This is a genomic window from Modestobacter sp. VKM Ac-2982, assembly GCF_026967935.1.
GTDB lineage: Bacteria > Actinomycetota > Actinomycetes > Mycobacteriales > Geodermatophilaceae > Modestobacter.
The window spans coordinates 59652-75314 of record NZ_JAPVBL010000006.1 but is presented as its reverse complement, the minus strand read 5'-3'; the positions used below and the strand labels follow the sequence as shown (position 1 = coordinate 75314).

Sequence of the window (15663 nt, the reverse complement as noted above, 5' to 3'; positions counted from 1 at the left end):
GGCTGGAGAGGATGGCCACATGGCTCGAGAGGTGGCTCGAGAGGTGGTTCGGCGGACGGTGGCCCAGTCGCTGCACCGCTGGCTCTACCTGCTGCTGGGCGGGGCCATCGGGGTGGCGGTCGGGATCGTGCTGGCCTGGCCGGTGCAGGTGATCGCCACGTCCGGCCTGCCGGCGGTGCTGATCGGGGTGCTCGTGGCGTTGCTGGTGGCCGCCCCGGTCGTCGCCGTCGGCGCGCTCGCCGAGGTCCGGCCGGTGGAGGCGGTCGCGGTCGGTGGGCTGCTGGCCCGTGGGTTCACCGACCGCCCCGGGCCGTCGGGCACCGCGCCGCAGCGGGCCCGCACCGCCCTGCTGCTGGCCCTGCACGTGCTGGCCGGCACGGTCGCCGGTGCCCTGCTGGTCATCGGTGTGCCGTCCGCGGTGGTGCTGGTGGCCGTGCCGGGCGGCGCGGGGGCGGAAGACCTGCTGGGGATGGCCGTGCCCGCTGGATGGCCGGCCCGGGTCGGGCTGGCCGCCGGCCTGCTGCTGCTCGTCGTGGCCGGCGGGGAGCTCCTCGGCCGGGGCCTGGCCGCGGTCGCCCCCCGGCTGCTGACCGGCTCCACGGCCGAGCGGCTGGCTGCGGCCGAGGCCTCGGTGTCGGTGCTGACCGGCCGGGACCGGCTGGCCCGCGAGCTGCACGACAGCGTCGGACACGCGCTGAGCCTGGCCAGCGTGCAGGCCGGCGCCGCCCGCCGGTTGCTCACCCGCGACCCGGTGGCCGCAGAGGAGGCCATCCGGGCGACGGAGGACGCCACGCGGCGGGCACTGGTCGACCTGGACCACGTGCTCGGCCTGCTGCGCGAGGAGGAACAGGCCGCCGCCGACGTCGCCCCGGCCCCCGACCTGCGCGACCTGGCCGAGCTGGTCGGGACCGCCCGGGCCGCCGGTGCGGCGGTCTCGGTGGAGGTCCGGGGTGTGGTCGAGGGCCTGCCGGCGCTGGTCTCCCGGGAGGCCTACCGGATCGTGCAGGAGGGGCTGACCAACGTGCTGCGGTACGCCCCGGACACCGCCTGCGGGCTGGTGGTCGACGCCGCCGGCGACGACCTCGAGCTGGTGCTGGCCAACACCGGGCCGGGCGCCGCGGCCGCCGGGTCCGGCGGTGGGCGCGGGTTGCGCGGCGTGCGGGAACGGGTGCGCGACCTCCGGGGCGAGGTGCGGGCCGGCGTCGCCGCCGACGGCCGGTGGCAGCTCGCCGTCCGGCTGCCGGTACACGCCCGGAGCGCGGTCCGGTGACCGTCCGGGTGGCGCTGGTCGACGACGAGCCGATGATCCGCCGCGGCCTGGCCGCCGTGATCGGAGCTGAGCCGGACCTGTCGGTGGTCGGGGAGGCCGGGGACGGCGCCGACGTGCTGGATCTCGTCGGGCGCACCTCGCCGGACGTCGTCCTGATGGACGTGCGGATGCCCCGGCTGGACGGGATCGCCGCCACCCGGGCGCTGGTGCGGGCCGGCTCGCCCACCCGGGTGCTGGTGCTCACGACCTTCTCCAACGACGACCACGTCTTCGCTGCGCTGGCCGCCGGCGCCGACGGGTTCCTGCTGAAGCGGTCGACGCCCGAGGAGGTGCTGCACGGCATCCGGACGGTGGCCCGGGGGGAGTCGCTGCTCTTCCCCGACGCCATCCGGGAACTGGCCCGCCGACACGTGGGCGTCGCGGACCGGGTCGCTGCGCCGGGGCTGGCACGGCTGACCGAACGGGAGCGCCAGGTGCTCGGGCTGATGGCCCAGGGGCTGAGCAACGCCGAGATCGCCGGGCAGCTGTTCCTGGGGGTGGAGACGGTCCGCACCCACGTCGCCGGGGTGCTCGCCAAGACCGGGACCCGGGACCGGACGCAGGCCGTGGTGCTCGCCTACCGCTCGGGCTTCGTCCCCGGGTGAGCCGCTGAGCGGTCACGGTGCAGGCTGCCTGCATGACCTCCCCCCTCAGGCCGCCGGCCGCGGTGCGCGCCGCCTCGGACCTGGCCGCGACCGCGCTCGGCTCCGTCCGCCCCCAGCAGCTCACCGCACCCACGCCGTGCGGCGACTACGACGTCCGCGCCCTGGTCGACCACCTGGCCTGGGCCGCCCTGCTGTCCCAGCGGGCCGCGACCGGCATGCCGCTGGAGCACGACGGGACCAGCCTGCGGCCGGCCCCGTTCCTGGACGGCGTCCCGGTCGAGCAGTGGGCCGGCGCCGTCCCCGTCGAGCTGGACACCGCGGCCGACGCCTGGGCCGACCCGGCCGCCTGGGAGGGGGAGACGCTGCTGGGCACCACCCCGATGCCCGCCGGCGTCGTCGGCCCGCTCATGCTCGCCGAGTTCGCGCTGCACGGCTGGGACTTGGCCCGTGCGGTCGGCGCGCCCTACGACGTCCCGGCCGAGCTGGGAGAGGCCGTGCTGGCGGCGGTCGAGCCGTTGACGCCGATGGGCCGGGACGGCGGCTGGTACGGGCCCGCAGTGACCGTGCCGGCCGACGCCCCCGCCTTCGAGCGGGCGCTCGGGCTCGCCGGCCGGGACCCCGGCTGGCGAGCCTGACCGATCAGTCGAGGACCTTGACCACGCGCAGCCGGGTGGAGCGCCGGCGTCCGGGCAGGCAGGCAGCGAGGGACAGGACCACGGCGACGCCGTCCTCGATCACCGCGGCCTGCCAGTCCGGCATCAGGTCCCCTGCCCAGCGCCGCCAGGCCAGGCCGCCGAAGGAACCGGCGGCGGCACCGGCGGCCCCGGCCACCACTGGCAGCGCCGCGTTCTGCCCCTGACGCCGGGCCAGGAGCGCGGCGCCGCCGGCCCCGCTGGCCAGACGTGCGGGGAGGACCGCAGGACTGGTCCGCGGCGGGATGCCCGGCTGCTTGTCGGCGTAGACCTCGCCGCCCACGGAGAGCAGGGAGCCCAGCTTCTTGACGACGCCGGTGTCGGCGGCGGTGAGCGTCGGCGCGGCCAGCCCGAGGGAACTGCGGCACCCGGCCGCCGTACCGAGCAGCAGTGACCTGGCGACCAGCCCGGCCGACGCGCGCTGCTTGACCAGGACCCGCTCCTTCCGCGTCGGCAGCGCGGAGACGACGGCCTGCACCGCGGCGCCGTAGGCGAGGTGGGGCACCGCGTCGGCCGCCCAGGCCGAGGCCGTCCAGGTGCGCGGATCGGTCACGCCCAGCGCGGCCGTCGGGCCGTCGGTGGCCGCCATGGCGGCGGCGCCGGTGACGACCGCGCCGACCGGTCCGGGCATCCGCACCCCGCCGGCGCGGACCAGGCTGGCCAGCACGCCGACGCCCAGGCCGTTGCCGATCCCCAGCAGCGCACCGAGGCCGGTGGTCCGGGCCTCCCGCGCCGCGCCCCTGCCCGGCAGCCTCACGCCGGCAGCATCGGCGAGCGCGGCGGCGGTCCGGTCCGGCACGGTGCTGGCGGGGCGGCCGCGGCGCAGCATGTCGACGTAGGTGAGGGCGTTGAGGGCGGTCGTGCCGGCGGCGCCGGCGAGCAGCCCACGAGCGAAGGTCCCGGTCATGTCCTGACCCTCGATCCCCGGCGCCGGTCCGGCAACCGCAGAGGCGGGCGGGACGTGCGTTGCGACACCGTGCGCGCTCTCACGCCGTCTGGACACCGGATGGACACACATTGCGCACGTCCGAGTGGCACCGTGGAACCCAGCGCCCGAGGTCGTGTGCTCCCCGACCCCCGCCAGCCGTTCCGCGGTGCTGCGCGCCCACTCCCCGAAGGTCTTCCATGGACATCTCTGTGCCCACCCGTCCCCCTGCCCCGTCTCCGGGCCGGCTCCGTTCGGCGTTCGCCCGAGCCCTCCCACCGTCCGCACCACCCTCCCTGCGCCGGCTGCGGGTCGCCGTCGCCCTCCTCTTCGGCCTCGACGGCTTCGTCTTCGGCAGCTGGGCCGCCCGGGTCCCGGACGTCAGCGCCGCCACCGGCGCCGGCCACACCGCCCTGGGCGTCGCGCTGTTGTGCCTGTCGCTCGGCGCGCTCGCCTGCATGCAGGTCACCGGAGCGCTGTGTGCCCGGCTCGGCACCGGACGGCTGGCGGCGCTGGCCGGCGTGGCGGCGAGCGTGAGCGCCGTCCTGCCCGGGCTGGCCGGCACGGTCCCGGCCCTGTGCGCCGGGCTGTTCCTGTTCGGCGCCGTCACCGGTGCGGTGAACGTCGCCGCCAACAGCGTCGGCGTGGAGGTCGAGGCGCGCGCCGGGCGACCGCTGCTGTCCGGGCTGCACGCCGCCTTCAGCGGCGGCGGCCTGGTGGGTGCCCTCGTCGGCGGGCTGGCCTCCGCCGTGATGGGGGTCGCGCCGCACCTGGCCGCCGTGGCGGTCGTCGGCCTGGTCGCGATGGCCTGGGCCGGACCGGTGCTCGTCCGCGGCGACGCGCCCCGGCCCCTGCCGACGGCCGACCCGCTGGCCCCGGACACCGGCGGCGCACCCGGCCCCCGTCCCACCGGCGTCCTGGTGCTGCTGGGTGCGGTGGCCGGGGCGACCGCCTACGGCGAGGGCGCGCTGAGCGACTGGGGCGCACTGCACCTGCGCGAGCAGCTCGCCGCGGCCCCCGCCCTGGCGGCGGCCGGGTACGCCGGCTTCTCCTCGGCGATGGCCGCCGGCCGGCTGGCCGGTGGGCGGCTCGTCCTCGCCCTGGGTGAGCGGCAGCTGCTGGTCGGCGGGTCACTGCTGGCCGCGGCCGGCGCGCTGACCGCGGTGACGACGACGTCGCTGCCGGTCGCGCTGGCGGGCTTCGTGGTCGTCGGTCTCGGGCTGGCCAACGTCTTCCCGCTGGCCATCGCCCGGGCCGGTGCCCTCGGCGGGCCCTCGGGCGTCGCGCTGTCCACCACGGTCGGGTACACCGGCCTGCTCGGTGGTCCGCCGGTGATCGGCTTCCTCGCCGAGCACGCCGGGCTGCCCGCCGCGCTGGGCACGGTGGCGCTGATGGCGGTGCTGGCCGCGGTGCTGGTGCTCGGCATCGAGGGCGAGCAGGTCCGGCGCCCGGTGCTGCCCTGGCGGGGCCGGACCTACCCGGTGCTCTTCGGCCGGCGTCCGGTGGCGGTCGTGTTGCGCCCGGTCGGCGTGGTGCTGCGCCCGGCCGCGGCCCGGGTGAACGTCGGCGCCTGCAGCTACGTGCGGGACCTGCAGCTGCTCGAGGTCGGCTGACCGGGACCCAGCGGGGCCGGGTGTGAACAACGTGTTCCAGCACGTCGCACCCCGTTGACCGGCGGGGGCGAGGGGGACACGCTGGCCCGCACCTGATCACGGGGTGCCGAGCCGGAGGACCGCAGATGACCGTCGAGCCCGCAGCCGCCCGACCAGCGCACGGACCGGGCCGGGGGGTCGAGGCGGAGGCGGTCGACGCCGGCTACCTGGAGAAGCGGCAGCTCCGCGGCGGCACCGCCGGCTGGGTGCTGCTGGCCGGCCTCGGCGTCGCCGCGGTCATCTCCGGCGACTACGCCGGCTGGAACTTCGGGCTGGCCGAGGGCGGCTTCGGCGGGCTGCTGATCGCCGTCGTCCTGATGGCGGTCATGTACTCGGCGATGGTCTTCGGCCTGGCCGAGCTGGGTTCAGCGCTGCCGACCGCCGGGGGCGGCTACACCTTCGCCCGCCGGGCCCTGGGGCCGTGGGGCGGTTACGCGACCGGCGTGGCCGTGCTGATCGAGTACGCGATCGCACCCGCGGCGATCGCCACCTTCATCGGCGCCTACGTCGAGTCGCTGGGCCTGTTCGGCATCACCGACGGCTGGTGGGTGTACCTCGCCGCCTACGGCCTGTTCATCGGCATCCACCTGCTGGGTGTCGGCGAGGCCCTGAAGGTGATGCTGGTGATCGCCGCGGTGGCCGTCGCCGGCCTGGTGCTCTACCTGGTCGGGGCGGTCCCCGCCTTCGACGCGGCCAACCTGACCGACATCGCGCCCACCGACGCCGCCGGCGCCTCGGAGTTCCTGCCGTTCGGCGTGATGGGCATCTGGGCGGCCTTCCCGTTCGCCATCTGGTTCTTCCTGGCGGTGGAGTGCGTGCCGCTGGCGTCCGAGGAGGCCAAGGACCCGGCGCGGAGCATGCCCCGGGGGATCGTCGCCGCGATGGGCCTGCTGCTGGTCCTGGCGTTGCTGATGCTGGTGTTCACCGCCGGCGCCGGCGGCTCGGAGGCGATGTCGGCCAGCGGGAACCCGCCGGTGGAGGCGCTCGAGGTCGCCGGGGCCTCCAGCGGGCTCACCACGGTGATCAACTACGCCGGCCTGGTCGGCCTGGTCGCCAGCTTCTTCTCGATCATCTACGCCTACTCCCGGCAGACGTTCGCGCTCTCCCGCGCCGGCTACCTGCCCCGCGCCCTGTCGGTGACCAACTCCCGCAAGGCGCCGGTGCTGGCCCTGCTGGTCCCCGGCGCGATCGGCTTCGTGCTCTCCCTGACCGGCCAGGGCGCGATGCTGCTGAACATGGCCGTCTTCGGGGCCACGGTCTCCTACGTGCTGATGATGGTCAGCCACATCGTGCTGCGCCGTCGTGAGCCCGACCTGCCCCGGCCCTACCGCACGCCCGGCGGCACGGTCACCACTGGCGTGGCCCTGGTGCTCGCCGCCGCGGCGGTGCTGGCGACCTTCCTGGTCGACCCGGTCGCCGCGGGCTGGACGCTGGCGGCGTACGCGGTGTTCCTCGGGTACTTCGCGCTCTACAGCCGACACCACCTGGTCGCCTCCGCACCCGAGGAGGAGTTCGCGCTGCTGGCCGCCGCGGAGGAGGACGTGCGATGACCGTCCGCCGGACGACGCTGGGCGGGCACACCCACGAGTTCCGCTCGCTCACCGACGTCCTGGCCAAGGCCACCCCGGCGCGTTCCGGGGACGTCCTGGCCGGGGTCGCCGCGGAGTCGCAGGCCCAGCGGGTGGCCGCGCAGCACGTGCTCGCCGACGTCCCGCTGGCCACCTTCCTCACCGAGCCGGTGGTCGGCTACGAGGAGGACGACGTGACCCGGCTGATCCTGGACACCCACGACCCGGCCGCCTTCGCCCCCGTCGCCGCGCTCACGGTCGGTGGGTTCCGCGACTGGCTGCTGGCCCGGGCGGCCGAGCGGGACGAGGCGGCGATCTCCTCCCTGGCCCGCGGGCTCACCCCGGAGATGGTGGCGGCGGTGTCCAAGGTGATGCGCAACGCCGACCTGATCGCGGTCGCCCGCCGGACCAGGGTGGTCACCGGCCTGCGCAGCACGCTCGGGCTGCCCGGCCGGCTGGCGTCCCGGCTGCAGCCCAACCACCCCACCGACGACGCCGTCGGGGTGACCGCCTCGATCCTGGACGGACTGCTGCACGGCTGCGGGGACGCCGTCATCGGGATCAACCCGGCCACCGACTCACCGGCGCAGACGATCGCGCTGCTGGAGCTGGTCGGCGCGGTGATCAGCCGCTACGAGATCCCCACCCAGTCCTGCGTCCTCGCGCACGTGACCACCACGCTGCGGGCGCTGGAGGCCGGCGCGCCGGTCGACCTGGTCTTCCAGTCGGTCGCCGGCACCCAGGCCGGCAACCGCGGCTTCGGCGTCACCCTCGACCTGCTCGCCGAGGCCCGGGCGGGGGCGCTGGAGCTGGGCCGGGGGACGGTGGGGGCCAACGTCACCTACTTCGAGACCGGGCAGGGCTCGGCGCTGTCGGCCGACGCGCACCACGGCGTCGACGGCCCGGTCGATCAGCAGACGCTGGAGTGCCGCGCCTACGGGGTGGCCCGGCACTTCGACCCGCTGCTGGTCAACACCGTCGTCGGGTTCATCGGCCCGGAGTACCTCTACGACGGCAAGCAGGTGATCCGGGCGGGGCTGGAGGACCACTTCTGCGGCAAGCTGCTGGGCCTGCCGATGGGCGTGGACGTCTGCTACACGAACCACACCGACGTCGACGGCGACGACACCGACACCCTCACCCTGCTGCTGGGGGCGGCGGGCTGCTCGTTCGTCATCGCCGTCCCGGGCTCGGACGACGTGATGCTGCACTACCAGTCGCTGTCGTTCACCGACGTGCTCACCGCCCGGTCGGTGCTCGACCTGCGGCCCGCGCCGGAGTTCGAGGCGTGGCTGGCGATGATGGACCTGCTCGACGACGACGGCCACGTCCGCGAGCTGACCCCCGAGGCGCCCGCGGCCCGCGCCCTCCTCGCCGCCGCCCGCCCATGACCGACCTCCAGGGCCAAAGTCGCGATCTTGGCCCCTCGGACGACCCGTGGGCGGTGCTGCGGGACGCGACCCGGGCGCGGGTGGCGCTGGGCCGGGCCGGGGACGGGCTGCCGACGTCCCGGGAGCTGGAGTTCCGCGCCGCGCACGCGGCCGCCCGCGACGCGGTGCACACCGCCCTGGACGCCGACCTGGTGCGGACGGCGCTGACCGGGGCCGGGGTCGGGCTCGACGTGCTGGAGGTGCACAGCCAGGCCCCCGATCGGACCACCTACCTGCAGCGGCCGGACCTGGGGCGGCGGCTCGCCCCGGACACCCAGCTGCCCGCCGGCACGTACGACCTGGCGCTGGTGCTCGCCGACGGGCTGTCCCCGCGGGCCGTGCACGAGCACGCGGCCGGCACGGTGGCAGCGGTGCTGGACCGGCTGCCCGGGTGGTCGGTCGCCCCGCTCGTCCTCGCGCAGCAGGCGCGGGTGGCCCTCGGCGATCCGGTGGGCGAGGCGCTGGGTGCCGGGATCGTCGTCGTCCTGGTGGGGGAGCGGCCGGGGCTGAGCTCCGCCGACAGTCTCGGCCTGTACCTGACCCACGGGCCGCGGCCGGGGCGAGCGGACTCCGAGCGGAACTGCATCTCCAACGTCCGCCCACCGCACGGCCTCGGCTACGCCCAGGCCGCTGACACCCTGGTCGCGTTGCTCCAGGCGTCCCGCCAGCTCGGGGCCTCCGGCGTCGTCCTCAAGGACGAGGGGGCGGCGCTCCTCCCGGGCGCGGGGTAGCCCTGCGGCCGCTCGTGCTCTGGCTGCACCAGTGCACCAGAGCACGAGCCTCCGGCGGCCCTCTCTCAGGCCCCCGCCCCGAGCGTGCGAGGGGTGGGGGGAGAGAGGGTCCTTCGTCAGATGCGTCGCAGGGGGCCGATCTTCATCACGGTGGACAGCAGCGCCTCCATCGGGTGCCGCTGCGGCCGCTCCACCTCGGCCGGCCAGTCCGGGACGAGGTCCGGGTCGGCATCGGCGGTCGCGACCTCCGCCACCCGGCCTTGCAGCCGGGCGCGCACCTCCTCCGGTGTGTAGGACCGGCGGTGGCGTTCGTGGCGGAGCAGGACGGTGCCGGTCGCGGCAACGCCGACGATCCCGGCGACTCCGAGCAGCTTCGAGAGGCGCATGAGCCGATACGGTAGTGGTGTGGCTCACTCCCGCGCTGTGTCCCGCGCCTCGTCCGCCCGCGTCCTGCCGCTGCACGACGCCGTCGAGCTCACCCGGACCGGCGACGTCTGGGTCTTCCGGGGCAGTTCGCTGGCCGACCGGGCCATCCGGACGGTCACCAACGCCCCGGTCAACCACGTGGGCATGGCCGTCGTCCTCGACGACCTGCCGCCGTTGCTCTGGCACGCCGAGCTGGGGCACTCCCTGGCCGACGTGTGGTCCGGCCGCCACCAGCGCGGGGTCCAGCTGCACGACCTGTCCGACGCGGTCTGCGTCTGGAAGAAGCGGTACGGCCAGCAGGCCTGGCTGCGCCAGCTGGTCGGCCCGGCCGACGACGGCGGGGTGCCACGGGAGATGGAGGACGCCGTGCTGCGCACCATCGCGCGGCTCGACGGCAAGCCGTTCCCCACCACCCGGCACCTGGCCCACGGCTGGGTCAACGGCAAGCTGCGCCGGCACCAGACGAACGACACGGTGTTCTGCGCCGAGCTGGTCGCCACCACCTACACGGCGATGGGCCTGCTGCCGAAGAACCGGCCGCTCAACGCCTACGACCCGGGCAGCTTCTGGTCCGGCGACGACCTGCCGCTGGTCGACGCCGAGCTGGGCCCGGAGATCCAGGTCGACGTCCCGGAGGGGCCGCCCTGCGACTGAGGGCGGCTCAGACCCGGACCCAGCGCTCCACGAGCGCCACGATCGCGCCCTGCCTGGCGGCCACGTCGGCGGAGTCGCCCAGCGTCAGCACGGCGCGGTCGGTGTCGGCCCAGCGCAGCAGCCCGGTGTCGTCACCGAACGCGAAGCCCGCGGTCTCCTGCGGCTTCGCGCCGCGGTGGAAGACCAGCTGCAGGTGGTCCTCCGGGAAGAGCCGGAAGGTCACCCGGTCGACCCCCCGGGCGCAGAAGCTCGGCGCCCGCCACTTCACGCGCTCGGTGAGCTCGGCGTCCGAGGCCATGATCGCCGCGCGCAGCCGGCGGACGTCGTCGGCGCGTGGGTGGTCCAGGGTGGCGAGGAACTCCTCGACCGTCGGGTTCTGCGCCATGTGCCCAGCGTGCCTCATCCCCGGGCCCGGTCAGGGTCCGCCGGGCCGCCCGAGGACGTCGGCGGTCACCAGCCGGCCGCTCACCAGGTCCGCTGCCACGGAGTCGACCGAGCGCCCCGTGGCCCAGGCGTGCGCCCGCAGCACGTCCAACGCGGCGTCGGCGGCGGCGTCCAGCGACAGGCTGAGCGACCCGACCGCCCGCCAGACGACGGACCGGCGCACCGCAGCCGGGCTGCGCAGCCAGCCGGGTCCCTGGCCGTCCGACCGGGGCGACCAGACCAGGGCATCGCTGAGCGCGTCCGACACGAGCTGCCCCGCGGCGAGGGCGACGGCCACGTCCAGCCGCCGGACGTCGTCGGGGTCGGTGAGGAAGAGGTCCAGTGCCCCGGCACCGGTCAGCGCCCCCGGGACGGGCAGGGAGACGACGCCGCGGTAGGGGGTGGTGGCCACCAGTGCGTCGGCGAACGCGGGCCACCGCCGGCGGAGCTCGTCCTGGCCGGCGAGCACCGGTTCACCCGAGGCGTGGGCCAGCAGACAGGGGCCGGTGCCCACGGTGAACTGCAGCCGCTCGGCCCGGCCGGCCTCCGGAGAGCTCGCACCCAGCGGGCAGCGGCCGCGCGTGCCGGTCAGCACGCTCAGGCCGGCGCCGTCCACGGTCAGCACCCGGACGACGGCCCGGGCCAGCCGGTCGGGGAGCAGGTGCCCGTCGTCGTCCGCCACCGCGGTCGCCTCCTCGGCGACCGCGGTGGCGAAGCGCTCGGCCAGGGTCATGCCCTGGACGTGCCGCGGCGGTGGCCGCAGCAAACCGGTCAGCGGCGCGCCGTGGCGGGGGTGTGCTCGGCGGGCGCTCCGTCCAGCCGCAGCACGCTGTCGCGCTCCTCGGCCAGCGCCGGGTCGTGCGTCACGCAGACGACGAGCCGGCCGGCCAGGGCCCGGCGCAGGTCGGCCACCAGGGCGGCGGCCGTCGGCGGGTCCAGGTGGGCGGTCGGTTCGTCCAGCAGCACGACGTCGCGGTCGGCCAGCAGCGCCCGGGCCACCGCCAGCCGCCGCCGCTCGCCACCGGACAGCGAGGTGCCGCCTGCGCCCACCGGGGTGTCCAGCCCGGCCGGGAGGCCGGCCACCAGCGCGCCGAGCCCGGCGTCGGTCAGGGCCCGGCGCATCGCCGCCTCGCCGTCGTCACCGGTGAGCTCACCGCGGGGGCGGGCCAGCGCGAGGTTGGCCCGCAGCGTCGCGTCGAAGACGTGCGCCTCCTGCGGGCACCAGGCGATCGCGCTCTGCACGTCGGCCCGGGTCAGCCGGTCGGCCGGCACCGGGCGGCGCCCGTCGCCGAGGACGTAGGCGCCGGCCGCGGGGCGCAGCGAGGCCATCAGCACCGACAGCAGCGTCGACTTGCCCGAGCCCGACGGGCCGGTGACGACGAGCCAGCCGGACCCGGCGGTCGCGACGGCGTCCAGGTCACGCAGCACCGGAGGGCGTCCGGGCCACCCGGCGGTGAGGTGCTCCAGCGCCAGCTCGCGAACCGGCCGCGGCGGGCTCACCCGGTCGGCCGGGGCCGGGTCGGCGGCCACCGGCTCGGCGAGCACGGCGTCGATCCGGGCCCGCGCATCCCGCCAGGCCAGCCGGTGGCGCCGAGCGGCCCCAAGCGCGGTCAGCGGCTCGAGCAGCGCCAGGGGCGCCAGCGCGAGGATCGCCGCGGTGGGTGCGGACAGCTCACCCGCACGGACGCTGATCGCCGCGACGGCCAGCGCGCCGACGGCGGCGGCTCCGGTGGCCAGCACCGCCAGCGCGTCGCCCAGCGCGGTGGCCGTGGCACCGGACTGGGCCGCGCGACCCTGCCGGCGGCCCAGCGCGTCGAGCCGGTCGACGGCCGGGCCGGTGAGTCCGTGTGCGCGCAGGTCACCGGCGGCCTCGAGCGTCGCGCTGGTCTCCCGCAGGGTGACCGTGCGCAGCTCGGCGGCGTGCCGGGCGCCGCCCCGGTCGGCCCAGCGGTGCACGCCGAGCACGCCCAGCACCGCGACGGCCACGAGTGCGGCCACCAGCGCACCGGCCCGTGGGTCGAGCAGCGCCAGCACCGCCGTCGTGCCGGCGAGCACGAGCCCGGAGACCACCGGCGGGGTGACCACCCGGACGGAGAGGTCCTGGAGGAGGCCGACGTCCCCGACGACCCGGGCCAGGGCCCGGCCGGGGGTGCGGTCGGCGGCCGGGCCCTGCGCGACCAGCGCGCGCCACACCTGCAGCCGGGTGCGCGACGCCAGCCGGAAGGCGGCGTCGTGGCCGGCCAGCCGCTCCAGCCAGCGGAACGCAGCCCGGGCCAGCCCGAATCCCCGCACCCCGGCCGTGGCCACCAGCAGGGTGAGGATCGGGGGCTGCTCGGCGGCCCGGACGATCAGCCAGCCCGAGACCGCGGTGAGCGCGACGGCCGATGCGCTGGAGGCGGCGCCGGCAGCGACCGCCTTCAGCACCGCCCGCCGCGGCCAGCTCAGACCTGCCGAGCCACGGTCCGCCTCGGGCGCAGCGGCGGGCTCGGCGGCGGCCGCGAGCGGCGCGCCGGCGGCGTGGCCGACCCCGGTGCGCTCGGGCGCCGGGACGCTGGTGAGTGGCGGCACGGCGGCGGGGCCGGCGAGGTCGACGGTGCGGTCGGCGAGCGCGGCCAGCTCAGGGGAGTGGGTGACCAGCACGGTGCACAGCGACCCGCGCAGCCGGACCAGCAGCTCGGCGACGTGCGCGGTGCTCACCGCATCCAGCGAGGCCGTCGGCTCGTCGAGCAGCAGCACCCGGGCGCCTCGCTGCACCCGGACCAGCGCCCGGGCCAGTGCGACCCGCTGCAGCTCGCCGGGGGAGAGGGTGCGGCAGGCGCGCTCGCGCAGGTGCCCGGCGTCCAGCCAGGCCAGTGCGGTGTCGGCCAGGTCGGTGGCCCACGTCTCCGGCAGCTCGCCGGCGTGCCGGCGCAGCTCGTCGAGCACCGTGTCGGCGACGGTGTGCGGGAACTGCGGGACGACGGCGACGTCCTCCGGCCGCAGCACCACCCCCTCCACCCGTGCGGTCGCCCCGTCGAGGACCTGCCCGGCCAGGACGGCGAGCACGGTCGACTTGCCCGATCCGCTCGGCCCGCGCAGGGCCACCAGCTCGCCCGGCGCCACCTCGAACGAGGCGCCGTCGACGGCGGGCAGGTCGCGGCCGGGGAAGGCGACGGTGAGCCCGTCGACGGTGACCCCGCGCAGCTGTCCGGCCGGGGTCGCGCTCAGCACCGGCCGCGGGGCGGGGGCGGCGAGCACCGCGCGCGCGGCGGCGGCGGCCTCGGCGGCGTCCTCGGAGGCGTGGTGGGCCGAGCCCAGTGCGCGCAGCGGGGCGAACGCCTCGGGGGCGAGCAGCAGGGCGAGCAGGCCGACGTCCAGGCCGATGTCGCCGTGCACCAGCCGCACGCCGACGGTCACCGCGACCAGCGCGACCGACAGGGTGGCGAGCACCTCGAGGACCAGGGAGGAGAGGAAGGCGATCCGCAGGGTGGCCAGCGTGCGCCGGCGGTGGGTCTCGCCGAGGTCGGCCAGCGCGGACAGCTGGTCGGCGGCGCGGCCCAGCCCGACCAGCACCGGCAGGCCGCGGACCAGCTCGGCGACGTGGCCGGCGATCCGGTCGAGCGCCCGGGCGGCCTCGACGGTCCGGTCCCGGGTGTGCAGCCCGACCAGCGCCATGAACAGCGGCACCAGCGGCAGGGTGAGCGCCACCAGCAGCGCGGAGAGCCAGTCGGTCAGCCCCAGCACGACCAGCAGGACCGGCGGGACCACGATCGTCTGGGCGAGCGCCGGCAGGTAGGTGGCCAGCGCCGGGCCCAGGTCGTGCAGCCGGGTGGTGGCCAGCACCGCGGCCGGCCCGCTGCCGCCGGCGGCGGTGACCGCCTCGCCCTCACCGGCCAGCAGCCGCGCCAGCAGCCGGCGGCGCAGCGTGTCCTCGGCCCGCCGGGCGTCCCGGGTGGCCAGCACGCTGCCCAGCCCGCCGGCGGCGGCCCGGATCCCGACGCCGACGAGCGCCACGAGCAACGACGTCCCCGGGGTGACGCCGTCGGCGACGTCCGCCACCGCCCGGGCGAGCCCGGCGGCGAGCAGGACGACGCCGACGGTCTGCCCGAGCGCGGCGACCGCGGCCCGCACCAGCGCCCCGGTCAGCCCCGGCACCCCGGCGAGCGCCCCCAGCGGCCCCCGCCGATCCGAGGGGCCAAAATCGCGACTTTGGCCCCTCCTGGGACGCGAGGTCATGCGTGCACCTGCTCCTCGGTGGCGGTCTGCGGGGTCTCCGGGTCGGCGGTCAGCCGCTTGCGGAAGACCCAGTAGGTCCAGGCCTGGTAGCCGAGCACCACGGGCAGCCCGAAGCCGGCAGCCCAGGTCATCACGGTCAGCGTGTAGTCGCTGACCGAGGCCTCGGCGATGGTGACGTCGAAGGCCGGGTCGATCGAGGAGACGACGACCACCGGGTAGACGGCGCCGAAGATCGTCGCCGCCGAGGCGAGCATGACCACCGCCCAGGCGGTGAACGCCGGCCCCTCGCGGTCCAGCCGGATGCTCGCCCAGGCGACCAGCACCGCCAGCGCGGCGACCAGCCACAGCACCGCGGTGACGGCCGTGCCCTCGCGCAGCTGCACCAGCCCGGCCCAGGCCAGCAGCGGCACCGCCGCGACCAGCGACCAGCGGCGGGCGAAGGCGCGCGCGGCCAGCCGCACCGGGCCCTCGGTCTTCAGCGCCAGGAAGACGGCGCCGTGCACGATCGAGTAGGCCAGCACGGCGACGCCGCCCAGCAGCGCCGACCAGGTCACGCCGGCGAAGGCGCCGCCGACCCGGACGCCGTCCCCGTCGATCGGGAGGCCCAGCGTGGTGCCGCCCAGGGCCGCGCCCACCCCGAGCGCTGCGATCAGCGATCCGGTGACGATGACGTTGGTCCAGGTGCTGTCCCACTGCGCGGTGTGGTGCGAGTGCCGCCACTCGAAGGCGACGGCCCGGATGATCAGGCCGAAGAGCACCAGCACGAACGGCAGGTACAGCGCCGGCAGCCAGGTGGCGTACCAGCCGGGGAAGGCGGCGAAGACCGCGCCGACCGCGGTGATCAGCCACACCTCGTTGCCGTCCCAGAGCGGGCCGATGCTGCGGAGCATCAGGTGCCGGTCGGCGGGCTTGCGGCCGATCACCGGCAGCAGGGCGGCGACGCCGAAGTCGAAGCCCTCCAGCAGCAGGAAGCCGGTCCAGAGCACGGCGACGGCGACGAACCAGACGGTCTGCAGGTCCATGTCAGGGTCTC

General features: G+C 76.7%; 14 protein-coding genes. 8 read left to right on the top strand and 6 right to left on the bottom strand.

The genetic code is table 11. From position 1 onward, the window contains the following. Window positions 1–19 precede the first annotated feature (19 nt). The 3 genes from O2W20_RS20100 to O2W20_RS20090 are packed head-to-tail and all read left to right on the top strand — an operon-like array spanning window position 20 to window position 2549. Window positions 20–1270 (top strand): sensor histidine kinase, encoded by a 1251-nt coding sequence (locus O2W20_RS20100; RefSeq protein ID WP_269173394.1) that lies wholly within the window; start codon window positions 20–22, stop codon window positions 1268–1270. Continuing rightward, window positions 1267–1914, top strand: a complete 648-nt coding sequence (locus O2W20_RS20095) for a response regulator (RefSeq protein ID WP_269173393.1) — start codon at window positions 1267–1269, stop codon at window positions 1912–1914. The genes O2W20_RS20100 and O2W20_RS20095 overlap by 4 nt, the downstream gene beginning before the upstream one ends. 32 nt (window positions 1915–1946) lie before the next feature. After that, window positions 1947–2549, top strand: a complete 603-nt coding sequence (locus O2W20_RS20090) for a TIGR03086 family metal-binding protein (RefSeq protein ID WP_269173392.1) — start codon at window positions 1947–1949, stop codon at window positions 2547–2549. Window positions 2550–2553: 4 nt separating this feature from the next. Here O2W20_RS20090 and O2W20_RS20085 read toward each other — a convergent pair whose 3' ends face one another. Then, window positions 2554–3513 carry a hypothetical protein gene (locus tag O2W20_RS20085; protein WP_269173391.1) on the bottom strand — a complete coding sequence of 320 codons (960 nt, stop codon included), beginning with the start codon at window positions 3511–3513 and terminating at the stop codon, window positions 2554–2556. 218 nt (window positions 3514–3731) lie between these two features. Between O2W20_RS20085 and O2W20_RS20080 the strand changes: the two genes are divergently transcribed. From O2W20_RS20080 to eutC, 4 genes are all read left to right on the top strand, one after another. Beyond that, a complete protein-coding gene (locus O2W20_RS20080; RefSeq protein ID WP_269173390.1) occupies window positions 3732–5144 on the top strand; it encodes an MFS transporter in 1413 nt (470 codons plus the stop codon). A 125-nt stretch (window positions 5145–5269) separates the two neighbouring features. Then, the gene (gene eat, locus O2W20_RS20075) at window positions 5270–6733 is read left to right on the top strand and encodes an ethanolamine permease (RefSeq protein ID WP_269173389.1); all 1464 of its coding nucleotides are present in this window, start codon (window positions 5270–5272) and stop codon (window positions 6731–6733) included. Then, window positions 6730–8142: an ethanolamine ammonia-lyase subunit EutB gene (locus O2W20_RS20070; RefSeq protein ID WP_269173388.1), complete on the top strand. Its 1413-nt coding sequence runs from the start codon at window positions 6730–6732 to the stop codon at window positions 8140–8142. Before eat ends, O2W20_RS20070 begins: the two co-directional genes overlap by 4 nt. Then, window positions 8139–8912, top strand: coding sequence for an ethanolamine ammonia-lyase subunit EutC (gene eutC, locus O2W20_RS20065; RefSeq protein ID WP_269173387.1), 774 nt, complete (start codon window positions 8139–8141; stop codon window positions 8910–8912). Before O2W20_RS20070 ends, eutC begins: the two co-directional genes overlap by 4 nt. 116 nt (window positions 8913–9028) lie before the next feature. On the opposite strand, the gene O2W20_RS20060 is transcribed toward eutC, so the two are convergent. Further along, window positions 9029–9298: a hypothetical protein gene (locus O2W20_RS20060; protein ID WP_269173386.1), complete on the bottom strand. Its 270-nt coding sequence runs from the start codon at window positions 9296–9298 to the stop codon at window positions 9029–9031. 19 nt (window positions 9299–9317) lie between these two features. Here O2W20_RS20060 and O2W20_RS20055 point away from each other — a divergent pair, with 19 nt between their 5' ends. Beyond that, on the top strand, window positions 9318–9992 hold the full coding sequence (locus O2W20_RS20055; RefSeq protein ID WP_269173385.1) for a hypothetical protein: 675 nt from the start codon (window positions 9318–9320) through the stop codon (window positions 9990–9992). Between the two features lie 7 nt (window positions 9993–9999). Here O2W20_RS20055 and O2W20_RS20050 read toward each other — a convergent pair whose 3' ends face one another. From O2W20_RS20050 to cydB, 4 genes are read right to left on the bottom strand one after another with little or no spacing between them, the layout of a single operon-like run. Continuing rightward, entirely contained in the window at window positions 10000–10377 is a 378-nt protein-coding gene (locus tag O2W20_RS20050) for a DUF1801 domain-containing protein (RefSeq protein WP_269173384.1), read from the bottom strand. 30 nt (window positions 10378–10407) lie between these two features. Continuing rightward, window positions 10408–11148, bottom strand: coding sequence for a GAF domain-containing protein (locus O2W20_RS20045; protein WP_269173383.1), 741 nt, complete (start codon window positions 11146–11148; stop codon window positions 10408–10410). A 38-nt stretch (window positions 11149–11186) separates the two neighbouring features. Continuing rightward, complete coding sequence (gene cydC / locus O2W20_RS20040; RefSeq protein WP_269173382.1) at window positions 11187–14630, bottom strand: thiol reductant ABC exporter subunit CydC; 3444 nt, start codon at window positions 14628–14630, stop codon at window positions 11187–11189. Then, window positions 14627–15652 carry a cytochrome d ubiquinol oxidase subunit II gene (gene cydB, locus O2W20_RS20035; protein ID WP_269173381.1) on the bottom strand — a complete coding sequence of 342 codons (1026 nt, stop codon included), beginning with the start codon at window positions 15650–15652 and terminating at the stop codon, window positions 14627–14629. The genes cydC and cydB overlap by 4 nt, the downstream gene beginning before the upstream one ends. Window positions 15653–15663 lie beyond the last annotated feature (11 nt).